The sequence below is a fragment of the Bacillus sp. FSL L8-0152 genome, assembly GCF_038006365.1.
GTDB lineage: Bacteria > Bacillota > Bacilli > Bacillales > Bacillaceae_G > Bacillus_A > Bacillus_A cereus.
In genome coordinates this window covers 3,581,943-3,608,013 of sequence record NZ_JBBOVB010000001.1, presented here as the reverse complement: position 1 = coordinate 3,608,013, position 26,071 = coordinate 3,581,943, and the positions used below count along the sequence as shown (strand labels likewise).

The following is a 26,071-nucleotide window of genomic DNA, read 5'->3' as shown; positions in this document are numbered from 1 at the left end:
TTTACTTATTGGAAAGAAGCTAAATTGAATTGAGAATTACCGATAAAAATGAAAACGAGCACCTTATCTAATTGTGAGAGGGTGTTCGTTTTTTGCTATTAAACAGAAAACAATTATAAATACATTTTGATATTTCCATTGCTAACCTACTAGATTGTGTCAACGAGAGAATGTCTACTATAAAAGATATCAAAATAAAGATGATGTAACATTCCGCTAAATTATATGGGGAAATAGAAAAACCACTCTTATATGAGTGGTTTTTAGTAATTATTTTTAGGTTATACATTTAAAATTAGGCTAAGTTATAGAAATAATAAACATTTAATCCGTTGTTATTATTTTGGTTCTGGATAATGATTGTAGTATGAGATTCTAATAAATTCTTGGTAGACATTTGTTAATTTGGCATCTCTAAGAGCATCGTTGAATTTTTGCATACGTACACTCCCTTGAGCGTAGCCTCCACCTGGAGTATAAGGGTTTCTTGCTTCAAAGTCATCCAAAAATACTTTTAATTTTTTATAGTCTTGAGATTGATAGAAAGCCACGGCCTCTTCAGGAGTGACATCAAAGTAAGAGGATGACGTTGAGTTATAAGAAGCTGCTTGAGCAGTAGGTGCCTCTAGCATAGTTGCAGCTCCACCGAACATAGTAAGCGCCATAGAAGATACAATAATTTTTTTTAACATAATAAAACCTCCATGTAGAATATTGGATTAACAGTAACCCTGTAATCATTGTAGTTACATTGAAAATGATTATCAAATGCAATGTTGCATAATGTATCCCGCTATTTGTGGGCAGTAAGACTCACGCCCAAAAATTCAATGAAAGTAAAGAAGTTAGATGGGGATCGAGCTGAATAAAGTTTTACTTTATTCTTTAAATGAGGAGTCACCCTTATATCTCAATGAAGGAGCGTAATAGAGAATTAATAGATTAAAAGAGGTGTATAAATTATTCGGATTAACCAGAAAATGAAAAGGCTATTTTTAATAGGGGGAAAGCTTAATAACTGAAGTGAAGGAATTGCTATTTATATATTTAACATACATATTTGTCTTTTAACTTGTAGGCGTGTTTTAGAATTTGTATATAGTAAATTCGTTAAAAAACTTGATAAATAATAAAATGTGTAAATTTTTTGACTATTTCATTAAAATTATTTAATATTTGTAATTTATTGTTTTATAATGATAATCGGGTCGATCGTGAATGTTTTAGATATTGCGATATATACTCGGATTAATTTATTCTAGGGAGGTTACAAAATTGGGTAAGAGAGTCATTATAAGAGTTTTTACATTATTATCAGTACTGGCATTATTCCTTAATGTATTTTTACCTAGGGCTAGTGCAGAGGTTATGACGCATGAGAAATATTCAATGGACTGGAGTTATAGTAATAGTCTAGGTAAGTACATTCGCACTGAAATGATTAAAAATTCAAGTGGTCAAATTGCTTATTGCTTAACTCTTGGATTAAAATCACCAAATGGTGAAGATCTTCCTGAAATGGGGAAAACAGATAATGTAGTATATAGAGTCTTATTAAATGGTTTCCCACAAAAAAGTGCTGAACAGCTGGGAGTAGCTAATAAAAATGAAGCGCATTATGCAACGCAACTTGCGGTTTGGAATGCATTAGGTCAACTCGATGTAAATGAATTAAAACATGAGAATAAAAATGTTGAAAAAGCAGCTAAGGCTATTATTAGTAATGCTAATAATAGTGAAGAGACTCAAGATGTTTTTATGAATGTGATTCCTGCTGAAAAGCAAAAAGCAGAATTAAAGGGTGAATTCTTCGAAACAAATCTATATTCAGTACAAACAAATGCTAAGAGTGGTTCTTATAAGGTAGTAGCGAAAAATGCACCTAATGGAGTTAGAATTGTTAGTGAAAATGGAGAAGTGAAAGATCAGCTTTCAGTTGGAGAAAAATTTCGTATCCAAATTCCTAAGAATACAAAAACGGGTGAATTTAATTTAAGTGTAGCTGCTAATTTAACTAAAGTTCAAGCAATTGCTTACCGTGGTACGGATACTGTTCAGAACGCTACAGTACTATTAGAAAGAAATGAAGAAAAGCTTAGTAGTGATCTTGCAGTAAATTGGGAAGCAGCTGGTTCTTTAAAAATTAAAAAGGTTGGAGAAAATGGAGAAGTTTTAGCTGGTGCAGTATTTGAGGTCTTTAATGCAAATAATGAATCAGTTGGAAAAATCACGACTGGTGCTGATGGTATGGCAGAATTAAACAACTTACCAATTGGTATTTACACATTAAAAGAAATTAAAGCACCAACAGGCTATGTTTCAGATGATAAACCACAAACTATTGAAGTTAAGACAGGAGAAACAGGAGCTGTCCAAATAGTAAATAACAAAGTAAAAGGTAACATCGAAATTAAAAAGCTCAGTGATTCAGGAAAGGTTTTACCAAATGTTGAATTCACAGTCTTTACTGAAGATGGAAAAGAAGTGCAAAAAGTAGTAACAAAAGAAAATGGAATTGCAAACGTTGAAGGTCTTACGTATGGTAAGTATTATTTCTTAGAGACAAAAACACCTAATGGATATATTGGAAATAAAACAAAGTATCCTTTTGAAATTAAAGAGCACAATAAAACACTTACTTTTACAGTGGAAAATACCGAGGTGAAAGGTAGTGTAAAATTACTAAAAGTAGATAATGAAGATATTAGCAAAAAATTAGAAGGTGCAGTATTTGAATTGAAAGATGAAAGTGGAAAAGTAGTTGGGGAATATAAGACAGATAAAAATGGCGAGATTAACGTCAAAGATTTAGCGTATGGTAAATATTCATTTGTAGAAAAGGCTTCTCCACATGGTTACGTTCTTGTTAAAGAACCAATTATGTTCGAAATAAAGGAACATGGGAAGATTATTGAGTTATTGGCAGTTAATCATCTTATCAAAGGTGATCTAGAAATTACAAAGGTAGATGTAGCTGATGGAAATAACAAGCTTCCAAATGCAGAATTTACGATTTATAACGAAGCAGGAAAAGAAGTAGTAAAAGGAAAAACAGACGATAAAGGAATCGCTAAATTTGAAAAATTACCATTTGGAAAATACACATATAAAGAAACTGTTGCGCCAAAAGGTTATGTATTAAATGAAGAAACGTTCTCTTTTGAAATTAAAGAGAATGGTCAAATCATTAAACACATTGTCAAAGATGAAAAGATTCCTTCAATAAAAACAACAGCTACTGATAAAACAGATGGTACAAAAGAAATACACACGTCTAAGTCTGTAACAATCCAAGATAAAGTGGAATACAAAGACCTACAAGTAGGTAAAGAATACACTTTAAAAGGTAAATTAATGAATAAAGAGACTAATAAACCATTAGTTGTAAATGGTAAAGAAGTAACAGCTGAAACGAAGTTTACACCAAAAGAAGCAAATGGCTCTATTACATTAGACTTCACATTTGATGCAACTGGTTTAGAAGAAAAAGAGGTAGTAGTATTCGAAGAGTTATTGAAAGAAGGAAAAATTGTTACAACACATGCTGATATCAATGATAAAGGTCAAACAGTTAAGTTCGTTAAGCCATCAGTAAAAACGACAGCAACAAACAAAGCTGATGGTGGAAAAGAGATTCATTCAAAGGATTCTATCACTATTCAAGACAAAGTGGAGTATACTAACTTAGTTGTAGGTAAAGAGTACACTGTAAAAGGTAAACTAATGAATAAAGCTATTAACAAACCATTATTAATTGATGGAAAAGAAGTAACAGCTGAAACGAAGTTTACTGCAAAAGAAAAGAACGGTTTTGTAACATTAGACTTTACTTTTGTTGGTGCTGAACAGCAAGGAAGAGAAGTAGTCGTGTTTGAAGACTTATTACATGAAGGTCAAGTAATTGCAACACATGCTGACATTAACGATGTAGGTCAAACAGTTCGATTTGTAGAACCTTCTATTAAAACGACAGCAACAAACAAAGCTGATGGTTCTAAAGAGTTAGACGCTTCTAAATCTGTAACAATCCAAGATAAAGTGGAATACAAAGACTTAATCGTGGGTAAAGAGTATGTTGTAAAAGGTAAACTGATGGATAAAGCAACAAACAAGCCATTATTAGTTGATGGAAAAGAAGTAACAGTAGAATCTAAGTTTATTGCTAAAGAGAAGAATGGTTCTATCACACTAGATTTCACATTTAATGCTTCTGCATTACAAGGTAAAGAAGTAGTAGTATTTGAAGAACTGTATCAAGATAATATATTAGTAGCTATTCACGCTGAAATTGAAGATAAGGAACAAACAGTGAAATTTAAAGAGGTAAAGCCGGAACAACCTAAACCAGAACAGCCAAATTCAGATAAAAATACTCCAACACCAGAGCAGCCTAACGAGCAAGTAAAAGAACAACCACAACCTAAGCAAGAAATTCAATCTAAAATTGGATGGTTACCGCAAACAGGTACTAATCTTACAAGTTGGATCTCTATGGCTGCAGGCGCATTACTGTTAATTGTTGGTGGAGTGATTTTCTTAAAACGTAAAAATGCATAGAAATTAAAAAATAAGCACATCTGTTTTTATAACAAGATGTGCTTATTTTTATCATTTTAGCCAAGAAGACTCCTATATTCAAGCGTGAATGGCATTTAAAATAGCAAATTTATTTGTAGTAAATAATACATAATTTTGTTTTACTGTTTTAATTAAAATACGGTCTGTTGTCCCATAAGCTGTTCCAATACGTATGACATCTACTTCTTCAACACCAGCATAGGTAGCATCTTCGGTAATCTCAATCACATCACGTAATGGAATTGTAATCTCCGCCAATTGCCATGAAATAATTAACTCTTCATTTGTTTTTTTTACATTAATGCCTAGCATTATACCAAGACCCTTCAATAATAATACGCTACACTTCTAATCTTATTATATAAATTTTTAGATTTTTTATCTATATGTAGGAATAGAATTTATTTATATTTGTGAGCATCTTAATGATGTCAAACAAATAGAAGGATATACAGTCTTTCTATTAAGAAATATGGTAAGAACAAAAGTTCGCTTCAAATTAATATGAATTTGATATGGTTGAGATATTATGAACGAGAAATAGTAAGAGTTGCAGGAAGGAAATGAATAATGAGACTTAAATTAGTAGGAATTTTCATTTGTGTAATTATGATGTTAGGTATCTTTATAATTTACACCAATCAATCTATTGGTAAAGAACCAGATAAGACGAACTATGAATCTCGTGAAAACTCCATAAATAAAGAGAAAGATAGTAGAGGAAAAGGGCAATCAAAATACAATGAAAGTTCTTTTGCTAGTATACAGGCTGTAGTTAATAAGGAATATGGATTACCCGAAGACTATAAACCAGAGGATTTTGTTGTACCAAATGTACCATTCTCATTTAGTGGAACGGTAGAAAAGAGCCACCTCCGTAAAGAGGCGGCAGAAGCACTGGAAAAGTTATTTGATTTAGCAAAGCAGGAGGGGATTCAGTTAAATGCTGTTTCGGGATTTCGTTCCTATGACTATCAACAACGATTGTATACAAACAATGTGAAAAGAAAAGGACAAGAGCATACGGATCGCTTCTCGGCAAAACCAGGACATAGCGAACATCAAACAGGGTTAACAATGGACGTTTCTTCTAAAAGTGCGAACAATGAACTAGAGTTATCCTTTGCTAATACGAAGGAAGGAAAATGGCTGAAAGAAAACGCGCATCGCGCAGGGTTTATCATTCGTTACCCTAAGGGAAAGGAAAGTATTACAGGTTATGCATATGAACCTTGGCATATTCGCTATGTAGGAGATATTGCTGAAAATATATATAAACAAAAGCAGACTTTAGAAGAATACATGAATCTATGAAAATAGAATTGAAGAATTAAACTGGCTATCAATAGACGTGAGATTGTAAAAGGCAGGGGATATAAATTAAGGTGTTTTTTAATTTTTTTGGTGAAGAGGGAAGGTCTCCCTCTTCTTTTTTCATTCCTTGTAAAATTTGAGGATGTCTTAAGGGAATGAAAAGATGGATTGTGTGAATTTATTAATATAGGCTACTTTAGGTGACTTCTAGAGATGTTTTTTGAGGGAATACAATGTTATAAGTTTGTAGTATTCATTGCAGCAATTGACTATATTATAGGAGCATTCACGTTGGAATATAACAGAGAATTATAGAGTAAAGTAGGATTCAAAAGCATTGTTAAAAATGTTGGTGTTATAAGTTATTTTCCTATCAAAATAATTAGTCTTTTTTCAAAATTTAAGGTTGTTATTTTATTATATCTAGTAACTATTTATATTATTTAATAATTACTTTGTTTACTATTAAGGTGGTTATCTTACAAAATTGTAAGGTTATTTTAATTGACACTCGTATGTATAAGTAACTATACTGGTTACACAATATTGGTGAGTATATTTAATAATCTCTATCTATAAGTGTATGTCCGAGGATTATTTTTGGAGTAATAGTTCGATTTTAAATTCGTTATACGATATATAGCGATATAAATAACGTGATCTATTCTTTATTCAAAGTCGTATTATTTAAAGATTAATTATAAATGATATATTTACCAAATTGTAATAAATTGATAGAGGTGTTACATTTTGAAATATAAATTAATTGCTACAGGAATTCTTGCTGGAAGTCTATTATCCTACTCATCTAATACATTTGCAAATACTCATAAGTTCCCAGATGTTCCTGCATGGGCGGACAAATCCGTTAATTATTTAGTTGATAAACAGGTATTGAATGGCTATCCAGACGGAACTTTCGGTTCAAATGACTCATTAGACAGAGCTTCGGCTACAAAAATTATGACAAAAGTTTTAGGTATACAAATTGACTCTAATGCAAAACCATCATTTACAGATTCACAAAACCACTGGGCTACTCCGTATATTGCTGCTGCTGAAAAAGCTGGTATTGTTAAAGGTGAGGGTAATGGAATCTTCAATCCATCCGGAAAAGTAACTCGCGCTGCTATGGCTACGATGCTAGTAAATGCATATAAACTACAAAGCACATCAAATCATAACGAGCAGGTTAAATTTGAAGATTTAAAAGGGCATTGGGGAGAAAAATATGCCAATATTTTAATCGGTTTGAAAATTTCCAATGGTACTGAGAACGGTTGGCAACCAAATAGATTTATAACACGTGCTGAAGCTGCTCAACTTACTGCAAAAACAGATATGATGCAACATCGTCCAAAAAACCCATTAGAAAGTAAAACAATCATTATTGATCCTGGACATGGTGGCGAAGATCCTGGGAAATCCACAAAGGGATTACCTGAAAGTAAGATTGTACTAGACACTTCTTTACGTCTACAACAATTACTTGAAAAGCATACACCATTTACAGTTTTATTAACTCGTCAATCTGATAATAGACCAGGACATGATCAAAAAAGTTCTTTACAGGAACGTGTTAAATTTGCTAAGAAAAATCAGGGTAATATCTTTATAAGCGTACATGCAAATGCTTTTAATGGTAATGCAAAAGGGACAGAAACATATTACTATAAATCTTCTAAATCCGAAAAAACAAATCCTCATGTGGAAGAAAGTCGCGTTTTAGCAGAAAAAATTCAAACACGTTTAGTAGAGGCACTTCAAACACGAGACAGAGGAGTTAAACATGGAGACCTTCATGTTATAAGAGAAAATGACATGCCAGCTGTGTTGACGGAACTGGCGTTTATAGATAATGGTATTGATTACAGTAAATTATCTACGGAAAATGGCAGACAAATTGCAGCAGAAGCCATTTATGAAGGAATTTTAGATTATTATGAATGGAAAGGAAATAATGTATCTGAATATAGGCTGTAATAAGTAATTGAAAATATAGTAATTCTCGAAATGAAGAATTCTATAATTTTTTTGTATTTTTTTAAACAACAATTTTAAATTTGTATTTAAAATTGTTGTTTAAATCGTTACTTTATGTTTTAATAATATTGATAATAGTTATCAATAATAGTGAGAGGAAGATTAGTGAAACATGTGTTTTTAGTTAGTGTCATAAAGTTAATGAATTTCTATATTGTATGGCTATGAATCTATCTCTATTTTTGTGAACTAGAAATAATATATTTATATCTTTTAAATGTTTAAGAAGGAGTGGCTGTCTGTATGAAAAAAGCAAAAGAAATAGCTAAATGCGTTGCGGTAGCGTCCGTTATTATGTCTGGATCATTTGGTTTACAAGCAACATCTGCATTTGCAGAGTCTAAAGGAACTGTAGAAAATCTTCAAAATGGTGGGAAGGTCTATAATAGTTTTAAAACTACTTATGACATGAAGCAAAATATCAAAAATTCAATAAAGGTTTCTTTTATTGAGGATCCTTACGCAGATAAAAAGATTGCAATTGTTACCACCGATGGTAGTAATATAGATGCTAAATATACAATTAGTAGCGGATACTATAACGCAGGTTTAAAATGGCCATCAGCCTATCATACTGAAGCAGAAATAACAAGTGGTGATAGTGCTCAATTCCATAAAGCTGCCCCAGTTAATACAATGACTTCAGCAAAGGTCACTTCTGAGGTAGGGTATACACTTGGTGGAAGTGTTAAAGTAGGAGTAAATGATAAAGGGCCAAATGCCGATGCAAGTATCACAGGTAGCTTTGCTTGGAAAGAAAGTGTATCTTATGATCAAGTAGATTATAAAACGGTATTGGAGACTCACACAGATAAAAAATTAAATTGGAAAGTAGGATTCCAATCATTTAATTTCCCAGAGTGGGGAATTTATAATCGTGATTCATTCAATACTTTCTATGGTAATCAACTATTTATGAAATCACGTAGTTATAATGAAGGAACGAATAATTTTGTTTCAAAAGATACAGTACCAGCTTTAACAGGATATGGTTTTTCTCCAAACGTAGTAGCGGTTATTACTGCTGATAAAACAGAAACTACATCAGATTTAAAAATAACAAATCGTAGAATTTCAGATCAGTACAATATCGAATGGGTAAGTTCAAAATGGTGGGGAACAAATAATAAAGATACATATAATGAATTCTTTACGAACCACTATAAATTAGACTGGAAAAACCATCAAGTTACTCTTGATAAACAAAAAGCCCTTGAAGAACAAATGAATAGTATCAACAGTGTGAATGATAAACTTAACAAAGGAAAAGGGAAATTATCTCTTTCAATGAATGGAAATCAACTCCAAGCTACGTCTAGCAATGCTGGTTATGGTATCAGTTACGAAGATAAAAATTGGGGTATCTTTGTAAATGGTGAAAAGGTCTATACTTTTAATGAAAAATCAACTGTAGGCAATATATCTAATGATATTAACAAATTAAACATTAAAGGACCTTATATCGAGATTAAACAGATTTAGTCAGAAAATGATGGACGATTGATGGACAATTATCTCATCAAGATACGAGTACGCTAGTTTATTTTAAATTTGTATAATGTAACGAAAGGACCAGATCTTATTTATTTTATAGATAAGATCTGGTCCTTATTACTTTTTTGTTTGCACACGAAGTTAAGATAACATTAGATGTTTTTTGTCCAGACTTTCACTCGATTAGAAAAGAGCATAAAGTATTTGAAAGCTATTGATGCTACGCAAGGGGATATTGTTTAAAGTAATCAGAACTTCATCGGTTGTTAAGTTACCACTTTAAATATATAATTAAATTTCATTAAAAAGATACTCTATTCAAAGTCCTTATTGGGTTTTTGAAGTGAAATATATACTATTTGAGGTGTGTGAAATGGGGAAATCTCGAGAGCAGACGATGGAAAATATCTTAAAGGCTGCTAAGAAAAAATTTGGAGAGCGTGGCTACGAAGGTACGAGCATACAAGAAATTGCAAAAGAAGCGAAAGTGAATGTTGCTATGGCCTCTTACTATTTTAATGGGAAAGAAAACCTATATTATGAGGTGTTTAAGAAATATGGTCTTGCTAATGAGCTACCCAATTTTCTTGAGAAGAATCAATTTGATCCTATCAATGCCCTTAGAGAATATTTAACGGTTTTTACTACACATATAAAAGAGAACCCTGAAATTGGATCATTGGCATATGAGGAGATTATTAAGGAAAGTGCACGATTAGAAAAGATTAAACCGTATTTCATAGGTAATTTTGAACAGTTAAAAGAAATATTACAGGAGGGTGAAAAGCAAGGAGTTTTTCATTTCTTCTCTATAAATCATACGATACATTGGATCACTTCTATTGTTTTATTTCCAAAGTTTAAAAAGTTTATTGATTCTTTAGGCCCAAATGAAACGAATGATACAAATCATGAATGGATGCCAGAAGACTTAGTGAATAGGATTGTTACTGCATTAACAGATAAACCTAACGTGTAAATTATTCAGTGTATATGAATTCTATTATTACTATTTAAAGCCTAATTTCTCAATGTATTGTAGAGAAATTAGGCTTTTTTCAACACGTCATTAAAGTATTTATAATTCAATGACTCAATTTGCTGATTATATTTTCAAGTATTCGTTTTGAGCTACATAGATATAGTTTTTGTTGCAACTGTTTGTTGAAATGCTTTATCATGCTCAACAATAACCATTGTGGGATTAAATTGTTGAATAAGCTCTTCGATTTGCATACGGGAATAGATATCTATAAAATTTAGTGGTTCATCCCATATATATATATGAGCTTTTTCACATAAGCTTTTAGCGATAAGCAGTTTTTTCTTTTGTCCACCAGAATAATGAGATATATCTTTCTCAAATTGAATTCGGTCAAAGTCCATCTTACGTAGGATGGATTTAAATAAGGTCTCATCAATCTTGTGCTGTTCAATAAAGTCTGATAGCGATCCCTTTAAATGAGAAGTATCTTGTTGGACATAGGAAATGATGAGTCCTGTACCTAAAATAACTAAGCCTGTATGCTGTATCGGATGTCCTAGAATTAGTTTTAGGATACTACTTTTTCCGCTCCCATTCGTTCCATCAAGTACAATTCGGTCACCTTGTTCAACTATGAAGCTAATCGAATCATTCACAATTTGGTCATCGTACTTAACGGACACATCAACCAAAGTAATCAATTCATTTGATTTAAATTGTAATTGTTCCAATTTTAAGGACTCAGTTTTCTCCACATTTTTTAGTAATTTTGACTTTTCTTCAATAGCTTTTTGTTGTCTTGATTCAAGGTTTTTTGCTCTTTTCATCATCTTGGCTGCTTTATGACCTACAAACCCCTTATCCAACTTAGAGCCTGAATTCCTCGTTCCATTTTTTGAAGCTTCCACATCATGAGACCAACTTGCTGAACGCTTGGAAGACTGTTTTAATCTCCCTATGTCTTTTTGTAGACGCTCATTTGTAGCCTCTTCGTGCTCTTGCTGTCTATCAAAATTTAACTTCCAAGAAGAATAGTTACCACTCTGAACTTCAATATTTGCTCTATTTATAGATAGGATATGGTCAACGCACCCATCTAAAAAGATTCTGTCATGTGAAATTAAAATAAATCCTTTTTTCTTCCTTAGATAATCAGAGACTATCTTTCGTGCATCAGTATCTAAGTGATTTGTTGGTTCATCAATTAATAGGAATTGGCCCTCATTTAAAAACAGTGCAGCAAGCAACACCTTTGTTTGTTCCCCATTTGATAATGTTTTAAATGGTCTGTATATGACCTCAGCATCAACATTTAAATAGGATATCTCACGCAGAAATTCCCAATCTTCTGCTTGGGGACAAATTTCTTCAAGGATTTCATAAGTGAATTTGTTCTTATCTGCAACAGAGTAGGGGAAGTAATTGAATTCTACCGAAGCAAGGATTTTCCCACCATACTCATAATTCCCTAACAATAAATTAAAGAATGTCGTTTTACCTCGTCCGTTTCTACCGATAAATCCTAGCTTCCAATCCGTATCTATTTGGAAGTTTACACTTTCAAAAATATTATCAAAGCTACCTGGGTATGAAAAAGTTAAATCTTGGACTTTTATCATTGACATAATAATTCCTCCTTTATATATCGAAACGTTTCATATAAAGTCGGAACATCCATCCATTTTTTAATTGCTCTATATAAGTTTGATGGATATTAACGACTTATATAGAGCATTACATGTGTAACAATAGTGTCTGAAGTACTCATTTTTCTCGCTCCTTTATTTGTTAGGTACATTTAACAATTAATAAGTTCCAACTAACATAAACGGGAATAAAAAAATCCCCCAATTGTAATCGGAAGGATTAGTCTTTCGTCTATACTTAATAAGTACTTATTAATCATTTGAATCATGACAAATAAAGTATGAACTGAATTTTAAAAATGGATAGACTAACCCTATATTTTGTAGTTTGAAGTTATAAAATTCAACTTAAAATATAAATTAGTTAATCATTATTCATCCATCATTCCTTTCATAATTCTATTTTTAGAGTAACATTCTTTTTAGAGAGATGCAATATCAGCTTCAGCTTCACCTAATCCTAGATTATTTATAATTCTTTGAGTAAGGAGGAAATATGAAATTGACATCAATCTAAGTTGTAACTATAATTGTTACAGTTAGTTTCGAAAACTAATTCGAATTTCTATGTTAAAGATAGTATATTTTCATTCCTTTTTAAGTGTGACAGTTAGCAACTAACTATAATTCAATAGAGGATTAGATTTTATCTCATATTTAAAGAGTAGATAAGTTATACAATCCAAATTTACGATGCACAAATACTTGAAAAACTACATTTTTTAACTGATCCTTTTTGGAATCCTCAGTATTGAAAATTGTAAACATCTACAAAAAGTTAATAAGACTGTTGTATGTAGAAAGAAATCTTTTAAAAAGGTCATAATATGGATAATAGGTAGCACACATTTTAATTAGTAGGAGTTGTGCTACTATCAAGACATTTCTTAATAAAAGTATAGAAAAAACTCAAGAAGGTGAGTCCATTGCGTAAATATGCATATGTGCAATTTTATGTATTGATATTGGCTTTAATAGCTTATATAAGCTTTTGCTGTATATTTTTATTTGTTCTTCCGAATCATTATTTCGTATCAGATTTTAATATCCGGCTATCATCTTTAGTCGTTGAAACTACTGTATTTATCTCATTACTGTATTCTATATTATCCAGAAAAATTAAGTTAGGAGTATTCTGGATTTGCATAATTATTGCGATAGGGTGTTTCCTGATAGGAAATTTCATATCTGCTTTTCAAGTACTTAATGTAGAATTACCAATACAAAATTTTAATATCTCTGATATATTTTTGGTGTTTTTCTTATTTTTCTTTCTCTTTGCGTTTTTTTATAAAATTATGATGGAATGTAACAAATGGGAGAGAGCGTATTTACTTTGTGATTTATGCATTGTTGTTACTGCTATTTTTACATTAGAGTGGTACCTATTTAATAAACCTTCCGCAAATATCTTATTCTTTTCAATTGGAGATGTTTTTCTTTCATTTATTTTTCCGATTATAGATTTATTGCTTCTATTACTTGGAGTTACACTAATCTTTCGACCTGCTATTTTCAATGCAAAAAGTAAATTGTTTATTTTTATCTTAGTATTAACTGGATTGGCTATTACGGACTACTTATATTTTTACTTACAAGATGATTTGTCAGATCGTTCAGTTATATTATTAAGGTGTTTGTATAGAGTTTTCCTATTATTTATCGCTATTGCTGCTACAATCCCAAAGAATACTTCTTCTAAAAGAAATTATTTTATTGTCAATCCGAAATTTGGAAGGGAACTTCTTGTCATATTTCCTTATCTTGCAGTTGCAGTCTTAATTGGCTTTACTTTGAAAGAACAAACTTCTTCAGCTACATTGATTACGGGAAATTGTATTGCTTTTGTATTTGTACTGATTCGTCATACAATTGTACGAATGCAAAACAAAGATTTAACCGAGACCTTAAAAGTGTTTAATAATCAATTAGAACAAACAGTATCTCAAAGAACAAGGGATTTAATAAACAAATCTAATGATTTGGTAAAAAATCAAGAGAAATTTAAGTCTTTATATGAGTATCATCCAGATCCTATTTTAACGATTGATTCAAATGGTATCGTATTAAATATAAACCAGGCTGGAAGTATGTTATTAGGAAAAGAAAGTGCTGCATTAATAGGGAAAGAGTGCTTCTCTATTTTTTTAGATGAAGATAAATCTGAATTGGAATCGGCTATAAAGAAAGGGAAACGATGTAGTTCATCTTCGTTACAGTTACGTGTGAAAAATAACAATGAGAAGGATATTCTCTTTTGGTATGTCACTATAGTTCCTATTATGATAGAAGGACAAACCTTTGGGAGTTATGTAATGGTAAAAGACATAACGAGGATGAAACAACAACAGGATGAGATAAATTATCTTGCGTTCCATGATACGGTGACGGAGATTGGAAATCGTATATTCTTCCAACAAGAATTAGATAGATCCATTAAGCGTGCACAAAAAACACAGGATAAGTTCGGGCTCCTGTATATTGATTTAAATCGCTTTAAGACCATTAATGATACATTGGGTCATTCGATTGGTGACAGAGTTTTAAAAGAAGTTGCCAAACGTTTTAGGACATGTCTGTCACCGACTATTCCTCTAGCAAGAATAGGTGGAGATGAGTTTGCAATCATTGTCCATAACCAAACAGAGCAACAGCTATTGGATTTGTGTAAAACTCTATTTCGTATAACTGAAGAACCATTCGTAGTAAATCAGCATAGTTTTTACTTATCTCTTAGTATAGGAATAGCAGTGTATCCATTTGGAGGAATAAATACTACTACACTTTTACAACACGCTGATATCGCTATGTATAGCGCAAAGGAAAAAGGTAACAATGCTGTTTGTATGTATGACGAGACATTATCACAAAAAGTAACTCGTCGATTACGATTAGAACAGGATTTACCAAATGCAATTGAAAATAATGAGTTATTTTTATTGTATCAACCACAAATTGATAGTAAGGCAGGTAAGGTTATTGGTGCAGAGGCTTTAATACGCTGGCAACATCCAGAGCTTGGGCTGATTTCTCCTTTTGAGTTTATACCTATCGCAGAAGAAACGGCGCAGATTATTTCAATTGGGAAGTGGACGTTACAGAAAGCGTGTCGACAACTGAAAGAATGGCATTCTGCGGGCTATTCAAATCTAAAGATGGGGATAAATTTATCAGCTATAGAGTTTGAACAGAAAGATTTTGTTCAAACAATGATATCTACCATAGAAGAGATAGGAGTACCTGCTAATTCAATTGATTTGGAATTAACAGAGCGAATAGCAATGGTAGATGAAAAAGAAACCTTATCGAAGTTAAAAGTATTAAAATCATATGGTGTACATTTATCAATTGACGATTTTGGTACAGGTTATTCTTCACTAGCGTATCTGCCTCTTTATCCAATTGATATTTTGAAAATTCCAAGAGAATTTGTTAATAGGATCGGAATTTCTACTGATGGAGATGAAATTATACAAACCATTATTTCACTTGCTCATACTTTAAACATGAAAGTGATAGCAGAAGGGGTGGAAACGAAGGAACAATTAACAGTGTTACAACGTAATGGATGTTATCTAATTCAAGGCTATTACTACAGTAAACCTGTAAATGAAGATGAATTTATCGATTTTTTAAGTACAATGCAAAATGAATAAGTGAAAAATCAGTATCTGTATAAAGTAAAGTGAAAAGACGTTCTATCCATATGGATTTGAACGTCTTTCTTATGTTTATTTTCAGTAGTTATGCAGCAAGGTTTCAGCCTTTGAAAGTAAAATACGTATCTATATTCCTTGTATTTTGGGCTAATGGGATATGAGGTGAAAATTGCTTCTTGTGAAAACGCATTAGGGACAGCTTGTATATTCTTAAAGCAATTTGAAAAAGGATTAGCAGTTTGTATGGAATTAGGAAATGAAGAGTATGTATATCATTTCAATATTTTACATTCTCTTAATGAATATGAAGCAATTAAACTCTTAGAAGAAGTGAAAAAAGTGTTTCTTATTTCGAAAAGCAAGGTTTATGGGATTTCGTAGAAGAATATGCAGATCTAAAAAAGGAAGAAATTATACAATAATCACATGCTATCATTTTTAATAGCTAATTAACAAAGGGACTCCAATTATGGAGTCCCTTTGTTAATGGGGTAATGCTCTGGTTTATCTAATTATAACAATATTTGTAAAAAATGCGAAGGGGTCCTAGTTTGGAGGGGGAATTATTTAATCTTTTTTATTTAATAAAAGGGATAATATTTAGTTATCTTCGCTTCTTAATTATGTTTTCTATCACAATTTGAAGTGAATTTCATTTAATCTTATTTATTTTATAGGAATTATAAGGTATACTAAAAATAGGTGCGAAATGTACCATTTGAAAAAGAGTGAATTGCAAAAAGGAATCCGTAAAGGATTCCTTTTTTGTTTCTTTGAAAATGAAGCAATGTTCTAATTATCCCTTTCATTTCTATGAATGCGCTGCGATCTTATAAACTAAAAAAGAATTTTTGGGAAATTGCCATATTCCTGTAACAAAACAAAGGTATGTTATGTGTGTTAAATATAAAGAGAAAGAAGGAAAAGTTGTGAAAAAAATTTTGCCAATTGTTGCGTTATTAGGCATGATGAGTTTCGGAGTACAGGAAATGAATGTAAGAGCTGATACATACCACAAAGGCGATTCAAAAATTAGTTTTTGGGATTCGAAAAGAAAGGGTACTAATTTCATGAATAGTACGTCATTACCTGAAAACTATAAAAGTGCAAAAGAAGCTAATATTGAATATGTACGTTTAGCACCTGATAAATGGGCAAAAGATAAAGATTTTCTATTTGAGGATAAACCAGATACTTCTGGAAAGGATTTTCTGATAGGTAATGCAGATAACTATCAGGGATTAGTAAAGGAGGATTTAGAAAAATTAAAGGCGGATTTAGATGCCGCACAATCACAAGGAATGAAAGTTGTTCTTACAATGTTATCCTTACCTGGTGATCGATGGCGCCAATTTAATAATAACAAGAATGACGACAGAATATGGGAGGAAGAGAAGTATCAAGAACAAGCAAGTCAATTTTGGAAGGATCTTGCTTTGGAATTAAAAGATCACCCCGCGGTGGTTGGTTATAATATTATAAATGAACCACATCCAGAAACAGTTAAAAATAATAGATATAATGATTTTTGGACGGAAGATTATGAGAAATGGTATGCAAAAGTGAAGGGAACGACAGCGGATTTAAACAGATTTTATCAAAAAGTAATCAATTCCATTCGTGAAGTAGACCAAGAAACACCGATTATTTTAGATTCAGGTTTATATGCTACTCCATGGGCCTTTAAATATTTAAAACCAGTAAATGATAAAAAAACCCTATATGCATTTCATATGTATGAACCATATGAATTAACGAGTCAAGGTGAAAAACAAAATAAGGAGTATCAATATCCAGGATTAGTAAAAGTAGGAGATTTAGAGAAACCTGTAATGTGGAATAAGCAGGGATTAGAGCAATTTTTGAAGCCAATCCAACAATGGTCTAAGAAAAATCATGTATCATCTAATCGAATTATTGCAGAGGAGTTTGGAATTAACCGTACTGTTCCAGGAGCTACCCAATACATGCAAGATCTTATTTCTATCTTCAACCAAAAAGGTTGGCATAAATCATTCTATGCATTTCGTGAAGACACATGGACAGGGATGGATTATGAATTGGGAACAGGAAAAATAAAATGGGATGAAGAGGGTAAACCGATGCGTCAAGATAATTCACTCTGGGATGTAATAAAAAAAGATTTACAAACGCGTAAATAGTTTAGAATATTAGGCCTAAGGACTAAATGTAAGCATCTAATTCAAATAGAATTAGATGCTTTTTATTTCGAAAAAAGGTGGAGTTGAATTAAGGATTCCATCTTTTCTTTTGCATAAAGAGTACCAATCAGGTTTATTTACAACGAAAAATAAGATTTTTAGAGAATAGCTTAGAAAAAAATTGTGGAGGTTCAAACAAATGTGGTCACAATTGTTTAAACCTTTAAAGTAAATAAGTTTTATGAATTTTTTGTGAGATTCCAACCCTTAAATGTTGAAAAATATTTACTGATTTCTCCAATTGGGTGTATTTCTCCAATTAGATGGGAGTTTAGAATACAGAATCAAAACATAATAGGCTGTTATCGATGAGTTTATCGTAAAGTTGTTATTTAATGTGTCATCAAATAACATTTATATACAATAATAAATAAAGAAAAGGAGATATTTATGAAAAAATATAGAGTAATAGACACAACTTAAATAGTATGAATAGTTTAGATTGTAAAAACATGAAGAAGAAAACAAAAAATCCTTAAGAGTACTAAGGAAAAATGAGGGAGATAATATGGGGAATAATTCAAAACATAAAACTAGAAAAATACTTGCAGCTACTGCTACAGTAACTATGCTTGCGACTGGAATGATTTCTTCATCAGATGTCTTTGCGGAGCAAAAGGAGCAGCAAAAAAATTTATCGACATCACTGCAAAGTGAAAAGTCAGTTAAATCAGAAAATATAACATTTACAGTCCCAGGAAAAGGAGATGTTGAGGTACTAAAACAACAGGAAAGAAAAAGTATGGCATTTAGTCCATATGAACCAACTGGTTTATATGCAAAACCAAATGAACAAATAACGATTAATGTAGAAGGTAATCAAGATATTCAGGTATATATTGGAACGTATTCGTATGATGCTTCTTGGAGAGAAGATTCTAAGATAAAATCATTTACATTAAAACCTGGTGTAAACACAATCCAATCTCCAAATGGGGGGCTGATTTATTTTTATAATAAACAGCAAGGTAGTACCATTCGAACAACAATCACAACAGGTGGAACGACTACGCCTTTCTTTGAACTAGGAAAGCATACGAAACAAGATTTAATAAACATGCTGGACCAATATCCTAATGCACATGCAGTGGAGTTAAAAGGCGAACGTGTATTAATTACGGCCAGCCCTGCACGTGTTAAGAAATATTTGTTGGGTTCTAATACAGATCCTGTACAACTCTTAAAAAAGATGGATGAAGCTACTCGAATTCAAGACAAAGTAGCTGGATTATCTGAAGAACAAGTAGATAAACATTATGTTCATTACGTAGAAGAAAATCATTCTCCTGATTATTATATGTATGCAACTTCTTATCGAACAGCATATGTAGGAGATGCAATCCAATACGTGTTAGATATTAATAAATTTATAACAGATGGCTGGGGCCCTTGGCATGAGGCAGGACATTTGAGACAACAATCGCCCTGGAAGTTTTATAATATGACAGAAGTACAAAATAATATATACAGCCTTTCTGTAGAAAAAGCATTTAATCAACCATCCAACTTAGAGAAAAGTGGAATTTATCCAAAAGCATTTCAATATTTAGAACAAGTGAATAAAAATTATGATGAAATTAGCGATGTTTTTGTAAAGCTTGTTATGCTTTGGCAACTACAGTTAGCGTATGGAGAGGATTTTTATCCTAAATTGCATCAATTGTATAGAGACATGCCTTCAAGTGAACTTCCACAAACTGATGAAAATAAAAAACAATTATTTATGATTTCAGCATCAAAAGTAGCCAAACAAAATTTGATTCCTTTCTTTGAGAAGTGGGGATTACGTCCAAATAACGATACCATTCAAAAGGTAGCTGCATTAGGATATCCAATTTTAACAGCAGAGATTTGGAAGGGTACGGATTCTAATCCAATTAAACCAGATATGCCTGATGTAAATAATATTTTAGAAGGAAACCAGTTTGCATGGTCGCTGAAAGGGATTGGAGATTTTGAATTCGCAAAAGTAAATTTAAATAAATCAACAGAAGAAATGCAAATTGATCTAAAAGCAGGTGTACCACATAACTACTTTGATAGTACATATGCAAGTATTAAAGTGCAAAACACATCAGGTAAAGTAGTATATAACAAGGAGTTTTATGGGAATAAACAGCAAAATGCTGGAACACAAAAAGTTTCAGTAAAGACCGGCGATTTTATTGAGCTTACACATTTAGAAGGCGGAGAGAGGGCAACATTAATAAATTTAGATAATAATAAACGTGAAAGTCTTGATAAAAAAGTAATGTATGAAGTTACAAAGGATGGCCTGAAAAAAGTAAATCAAATTGTTAATCCGAAACCAGATACAGAAGCTCCCACACAGCCACAAGGATTATATGCAAACAATCTTACTTCTAACAGTGTAGAGCTAAAATGGAATCCTTCTACAGATAATATAGGTGTAAAAGAATATCAGGTATTACGTGATGGACAATTGATTCAAACCGTACAAGGAACGACATTTATTGATCAAAACTTAACAGCTAATAAGGAATATAAATATGCAGTGAAGGCTGTAGATGCAGCTGGAAATACATCAATTCAAAGTGAAATTCTTCCGGTAAAAACCAAAGATCAAAATGTATCTTATGAAAAATGGGATCCAAAGAAGGCATATACAAAGGGCGATAAAGTAGAACATCAAGGGACGGTGTATGAAGCGGTTCAAAATCATCAAGGAAATGGTGACCCGAATTGGATATTTGCGTTATCTTTATGGAAACCACTTACAATCAAATAACATGTAAGAATCAGATGTGAAGATAGAACAACATAAAATTGGGGCAGTATTTTAAAGATTACTGGATGTTGTTTGAATTTTGATAGATTTCTCTACTAAGTTATTATTCAATAATAAAAATTAGAAAAGGATGTAGATTAGTGATTAGTCAGAAAACGAAGAAAAGATTTAATAAAGTTATTATAATGACCGCAGCATGTAGCATGTTTTCTATGTTTGGAACGTCTATTTCGCACACTAAAGCTGCAACACATTCAGCTGCTCCAGCAGTTTATGTGAGTCCCCAAAATATACCTGCCTCAGATATTATTAGTATAGACTGGTCACCAGTTCAGACTCCACCTTATACGTACTGGGCTGTACACAACTGGAATGCAGGTGGTGAAGCTGGAGGATATGCTGGTTTTCAACAACAAAGTGGGTTTGATGAAAATGGAAAACGTACTTTACATTTTGCCTTATGGGATCCAATTTCCTCTAAAGAAGCAATAAAGGCCGAATACTTATCTCCTAATTCGCAAGCTGGACCCTTTGGGGGAGAAGGAACAGGAATGAAGGTTCAAACAACTTATGGTTGGAAAGACTACAATTGGTACACAATGACAATGCGTTCATGGCAAGAAAATGGTCATACTAAATTTGGACAATGGATGAAAGATGTAACAAAGAATAAATGGCATCAGATTGCAATTATGGACTTTCCGGTTGCTAATGTTGCATTTAATCATGGATTAGGAATGTTTCAAGAAGACTGGGCTGATAGTGGACAGAATGTTCGAGAAGCGCGCCTAAAAAATGGTTATAGCCGAAAATTAGTTGATAAACAATGGAGTTCTTGGAATAATCAAAGTATTTCTGGAACGCATGATAATACTTATCAATATGATGGAGGATCTACTTCAGAATATGTATGGGTCAAAGCAGGAGGTAATACGCAGTCTACTATTGGGTCAGGAAAAATATTCACGCTAAATCAACCTACTCAACCTGAAATAGGAAAACTAGATTTTGATATCCAATCTATATATTATGAAAATGAAAAATTAAATGTATCTTGGAAACTAAAAGAAAATAGTACACCGCAATTTAAGGGGAAAATTGAAATTTATAACAATGAAAATATGACGGGCCAACCTATTAACGTAATTAATGATATTAAATCTTATCAAAATGGAATCAGTCAATCTATATCATTACCAACAAATGCTTATGCAAAAATTGTATTAACGGATATATTTGATCAAACTGTTGAGAAAAAGGTACAAATCAAAAATGAATCTCCAAACATGTTTGAAGGTAATGAATTTGCATGGTCGCTGAAAGGGATTGGAGATTTTGAATTTGCGAAAGTAAATTTAAATAAATCAACAGAAGAAATGCAAATTGATCTAAAAGCAGGTGTACCACATGACTACTTTGATAGTACATATGCAAGTATTAAAGTGCAAAATGCAACAGGGAAAGTAGTATACAATAAAGATATTTATGGAAACAAACAGCAAAATGCTGAATCGCAAAAAGTTCCAGTCAAAGTAGGCGATTATATAGAGTTAACACATCTAGAAGGTGTACATAGAGCCACTCTTACAAATGTAGATAATAGTAAACAAGAGAGCTTTGGAAAAAAAGTCATGTACGAAGTTACAAAGGAAGGCCTGAAGAAAGTAGAAAAGATGCCAGAAGCAACAATTTTAGAAGGAAACAAGTTTGCGTGGTCATTAAAAGGATATAGTAATAGAGAAATTGCAAAAGTAGATTATGATAAAACGGTAGAAGAGATGAAGGTAAAACTAGAAGCAGGTGTACCACATTCCTATTTTGCTAGTACGTATGCTAGTATTAAGGTCCAGAATTCTTCTGGTAACGTTCTGTACAATAAGGAAATCGTGGGAAATAAACAACAAAATGCTGAAAGCCAAACTGTGCCCGTCAAGGTAGGGGATTACATTGAATTTACCCATATAGAAGGAGAAGTAGCAAAGGAAAAAACGCGAGCAACTTTAATTAACCTTGAAAATAACAAAAATGAAACCATTGGAAAAACAGCAAGATATCAAGTTACAAAAGAAGGCTTGAAGAAAGTAGAGAAAATGCCAGAAACAACGGTTTTAGATGGAAATCAATTCGCTTGGTCATTAAAGGGATATAATGATCGAGAAATCGCGAAAATAGAATATAACAAAGCAACAGAAAAAATGCAGCTTAAATTAGAAGCGGGTATACCCCATTCTTATTTTAGTAATACGTATGCAAGCATTAAAGTCCAGAATTTATCTGGTAATATTTTGTACAATAAAGAAATTATAGGGAATAGACAACAAGATGCTGAGAGCCAAACCGTTTCAGTCAAAGTAGGAGATTGTATTGAGTTTACTCATATAGAGGGAGAAACACAAAAGGAAAAGACACGCGCCACACTTACTAATCTTGAGAATAGTAAGCAGGAGTATATGGGAAAGAAAAGAATATATCAGGTTACCTCTATGGGATTATTAATAAAGTCATAGATTTCACTACAAAAGTTAAATTATAGATTTATATATTATATAAAAATCTTAACCATTATACGCATTAAAAAATTCTCAAGAGAATATAGATCGGCGGGTATAGTATGAACATATTTAAAGGGTTTCTAATTTCATCAATTGCAATGACCACATTTGTAGGAACAGATCTAATTTTACAAAATGATAGTATTCATAATAAAGTTTACGCTGAATCTTATAATGTCACATACAAAGAAAGAGATTCACAGGAAGAAAGATTAGTTGTAAAGTTTAAAAATCAAATTGACTTACCTTATGAAGATGGTATTGAGAAACGAATAAAAAATGGGGATTATGATAACAATTTAAAGAAGTTATTTTCCGAAAATACAGAACTTACTTTGAATCGTCTGTTCTCATCTGTAAATCCGATAGAGATTGAAAAGTTATCAGTACAATCTAAATCAGTTGCTAATGAATCAGCTAATAATTTATTAAATTATTATATTGTACAAGCTCCTAATAACATAGAAATAGAATTATTACTGAAAAAATTTGAAGCATCTCCTCTCGTAGAGGAGGCTTATATACAAGAAAAACAAATTTTGACACCTCCTGAAATACAGTTACCAAATTTATCTGTTAATCCGTACGATGATCCTAGATTTACAAATCAAGGATATCTTGAAGCGGCACCAAAGGGAATTAATGCCTCGCATGCTTGGAGCATTAAAGGTGGTGACGGAAAGGGTACAACTTTTGTGGATATGGAATATGGATGGTTATTGAACCATGAGGATCTAGTTAATAAAAATATAAAGCTTATGTCGGGACAAAATATAAGCCAGCATAGAGCTCATGGTACTTCTGTATTAGGAATTGTTTCATCTGAAGATAATCAAATTGGAAATATTGGAATTGTACCAAAAGCAAATGTAAAAGTAATATCCCAGATTAGGGACAATGGAATTTATAATACAGCGGATGCTATTTTAAGTGCTGTACATAATTTACAAGCGGGAGATATTCTTTTATTAGAGGCACAAGCTTCGTATGATGGGTATGGGGATAAATATTTACCTGTAGAAGTACATCCAGATATTTTTGATGCAATTCGTGTTGGTGCAGATAAAGGGATTATTATTATAGAAGCTGGCGCAAATGGTTCAAACGACTTAGATAATTTTAAAGATCGTAATGGAAAAAAGATCTTAAATCGAAATAGTCCAGACTTCAAGGATTCAGGTGCTATTATGGTTGGGGCGGGATCATCAACTGTTCCACATAAACGTTTATGGTTTTCAAATTATGGAAGTCGATTAGATGTATATGGATGGGGAGAAAATGTTGATACAACATCAGCAAATCCAAGTCAAAATACTACAAATTTATATACATCAACATTTAGTGGAACATCAAGTGCTTCACCAATTATTGCTGGAGCAGCAACTTCGATTCAAGGTATTGCTAAAGAACATCGAGGTTCTCCTTATACACCAGCCGAATTAAGAAATATCTTAAGTAATCCGAATACAGGAACAAAATCTCAAGATCCGTGGAATGATAGAATAGGTGTTTTACCTGATCTAAAATCTATATTAGATAACTTAGGTTTTAATTCAGATATACCGGACTCTTCTAGTATTTTAGAAGGAAACCAGTTTGCATGGTCACTAAAAGGAATTAGTGATTTCGAGTTTGCAAAAATTAATTTCAATAAGTCAACAGAAGAAATGCAAATCGACTTAAAAGCAGGCGTACCGCATCATTATTTTAATGAAACGTATGCGAGTATTAAAGTACAAAATGCATCAGGAAAAGTAGTATACAATAAAGACATTTATGGAAACAAACAACAAAATGCTGAATCGCAAAGAGTTCCAGTCAAAGTAGGAGACTATATTGAATTAACACATCTAGAAGGTATTCATAGAGCTACTTTAACAAATGTAGGTAATAGTAAACAAGAAAGCTTTGGAAAAAAAGCAATATACCAAGTTACAAAGGAAGGTCTGAAGAAAGCAGAAAAAATGCCCGAAGCTACAATTTTAGATGGAAATCAATTTGCATGGTCACTAAAAGGAATTAGTGATTTCGAGTTTGCAAAAGTTAATTTTAATAAGTCGACAGAAGAAATGCAAATCGCCTTAAAAGCAGGCGTACCGCATCATTATTTTAATGAAACGTATGCGAGTATTAAAGTACAAAACACATCAGGAAAAGTGGTCTATAACAAAGAGATTTATGGAAACAAACAGCAAAATGCTGAATCGCAAAAATTTCCAGTCAAAGTAGGGGATTATATAGAGTTAACACATCTAGAAGGTGTACATAGAGCTACTCTTACAAATGTAGATAATAGTAAACAAGAAAGTTTTGGAAAAAAAGTCATGTACGAAGTTACAAAAGAAGGCTTGAAGAAAGTAGAAAAAATGCCAGAAACAACGGTTTTAGATGGAAATCATTTTGGGTGGTCTTTAAAAGGATATAGTGATAGAGAAATCGCAAAAGTTGATTATAATAGGACAACAGAGAAAATGCAGGTGAATTTAGAAGCAGGCGTACCACATTCTTACTTTAATAATACGTATGCAAGTATTACAGTAAAGAATTCGACCGGTAGTGTTGTGTATAATAAGGAAATAGTAGGAAATAGACAACAAACTGCTGAAATCCAAAAGGTGCCCGTAAAAGCGGGAGATTACATTGAGATTACCCATATGGAAGGGGAAGCAGTAAAGGAAAAGACACGCGCTACACTTATTAACCTTGAGAATAATAAACAAGAATATATAGGCAAAAAAAGAACCTATCAAGTTACTTCAACGGGATTAAACAAAATAGATTAACATGAAGAACCTTCTAATTATTAGTTAGATGCAAATAGTCGTTCAT

14 protein-coding genes are annotated in these 26,071 nt (G+C 32.2%); 11 read left to right on the top strand and 3 right to left on the bottom strand.

The genetic code is table 11. From position 1 onward, the window contains the following. Positions 1 to 338: 338 nt before the first annotated feature. The gene (locus MHH27_RS18020) at positions 339 to 692 is read right to left on the bottom strand and encodes a hypothetical protein (protein ID WP_000913814.1); all 354 of its coding nucleotides are present in this window, start codon (positions 690 to 692) and stop codon (positions 339 to 341) included. A gap of 583 nt (positions 693 to 1,275) precedes the next feature. On the opposite strand from MHH27_RS18020, the gene MHH27_RS18015 reads away from it, so the two are divergent. Beyond that, the gene (locus MHH27_RS18015; RefSeq protein ID WP_097924246.1) at positions 1,276 to 4,557 is read left to right on the top strand and encodes a VaFE repeat-containing surface-anchored protein; all 3,282 of its coding nucleotides are present in this window, start codon (positions 1,276 to 1,278) and stop codon (positions 4,555 to 4,557) included. A 78-nt stretch (positions 4,558 to 4,635) separates the two neighbouring features. Here MHH27_RS18015 and MHH27_RS18010 read toward each other — a convergent pair whose 3' ends face one another. Then, a complete protein-coding gene (locus MHH27_RS18010) occupies positions 4,636 to 4,890 on the bottom strand; it encodes a SunI/YnzG family protein (RefSeq protein WP_000900689.1) in 255 nt (84 codons plus the stop codon). Between the two features lie 258 nt (positions 4,891 to 5,148). Between MHH27_RS18010 and MHH27_RS18005 the strand changes: the two genes are divergently transcribed. The 4 genes from MHH27_RS18005 to hlyIIR all read left to right on the top strand — a co-directional run bounded on the left by MHH27_RS18005 (position 5,149) and on the right by hlyIIR (position 10,408). Beyond that, positions 5,149 to 5,892 carry a M15 family metallopeptidase gene (locus MHH27_RS18005; protein ID WP_098235320.1) on the top strand — a complete coding sequence of 248 codons (744 nt, stop codon included), beginning with the start codon at positions 5,149 to 5,151 and terminating at the stop codon, positions 5,890 to 5,892. A 750-nt stretch (positions 5,893 to 6,642) separates the two neighbouring features. Beyond that, positions 6,643 to 7,875, top strand: coding sequence for an N-acetylmuramoyl-L-alanine amidase (locus tag MHH27_RS18000; RefSeq protein ID WP_000875659.1), 1,233 nt, complete (start codon positions 6,643 to 6,645; stop codon positions 7,873 to 7,875). A gap of 303 nt (positions 7,876 to 8,178) precedes the next feature. Further along, positions 8,179 to 9,417, top strand: coding sequence for a hemolysin II HlyII (gene hlyII / locus MHH27_RS17995; RefSeq protein ID WP_340943604.1), 1,239 nt, complete (start codon positions 8,179 to 8,181; stop codon positions 9,415 to 9,417). Positions 9,418 to 9,802: 385 nt separating this feature from the next. Next, the gene (gene hlyIIR / locus MHH27_RS17990) at positions 9,803 to 10,408 is read left to right on the top strand and encodes a hemolysin II regulator HlyIIR (protein ID WP_016080734.1); all 606 of its coding nucleotides are present in this window, start codon (positions 9,803 to 9,805) and stop codon (positions 10,406 to 10,408) included. Between the two features lie 152 nt (positions 10,409 to 10,560). On the opposite strand, the gene MHH27_RS17985 is transcribed toward hlyIIR, so the two are convergent. Next, positions 10,561 to 12,039 carry an Lsa family ABC-F type ribosomal protection protein gene (locus tag MHH27_RS17985; protein WP_000061792.1) on the bottom strand — a complete coding sequence of 493 codons (1,479 nt, stop codon included), beginning with the start codon at positions 12,037 to 12,039 and terminating at the stop codon, positions 10,561 to 10,563. 947 nt (positions 12,040 to 12,986) lie between these two features. Here MHH27_RS17985 and MHH27_RS17980 point away from each other — a divergent pair. From MHH27_RS17980 to MHH27_RS17955, 6 genes are all read left to right on the top strand, one after another. After that, on the top strand, positions 12,987 to 15,716 hold the full coding sequence (locus tag MHH27_RS17980; RefSeq protein ID WP_340943600.1) for a sensor domain-containing protein: 2,730 nt from the start codon (positions 12,987 to 12,989) through the stop codon (positions 15,714 to 15,716). A 153-nt stretch (positions 15,717 to 15,869) separates the two neighbouring features. Next, a complete protein-coding gene (locus tag MHH27_RS17975; protein WP_340943598.1) occupies positions 15,870 to 16,100 on the top strand; it encodes an aspartate phosphatase in 231 nt (76 codons plus the stop codon). A gap of 512 nt (positions 16,101 to 16,612) precedes the next feature. Further along, the gene (locus MHH27_RS17970) at positions 16,613 to 17,881 is read left to right on the top strand and encodes a glycoside hydrolase family 5 protein (protein WP_090977453.1); all 1,269 of its coding nucleotides are present in this window, start codon (positions 16,613 to 16,615) and stop codon (positions 17,879 to 17,881) included. 568 nt (positions 17,882 to 18,449) lie between these two features. Further along, the gene (locus MHH27_RS17965) at positions 18,450 to 20,690 is read left to right on the top strand and encodes a M60 family metallopeptidase (protein ID WP_340943596.1); all 2,241 of its coding nucleotides are present in this window, start codon (positions 18,450 to 18,452) and stop codon (positions 20,688 to 20,690) included. A gap of 140 nt (positions 20,691 to 20,830) precedes the next feature. Then, entirely contained in the window at positions 20,831 to 23,197 is a 2,367-nt protein-coding gene (locus tag MHH27_RS17960; protein WP_340943591.1) for a putative mucin/carbohydrate-binding domain-containing protein, read from the top strand. A gap of 104 nt (positions 23,198 to 23,301) precedes the next feature. Next, a complete protein-coding gene (locus MHH27_RS17955) occupies positions 23,302 to 26,025 on the top strand; it encodes a putative mucin/carbohydrate-binding domain-containing protein (protein ID WP_090977458.1) in 2,724 nt (907 codons plus the stop codon). Positions 26,026 to 26,071: the final 46 nt, after the last annotated feature.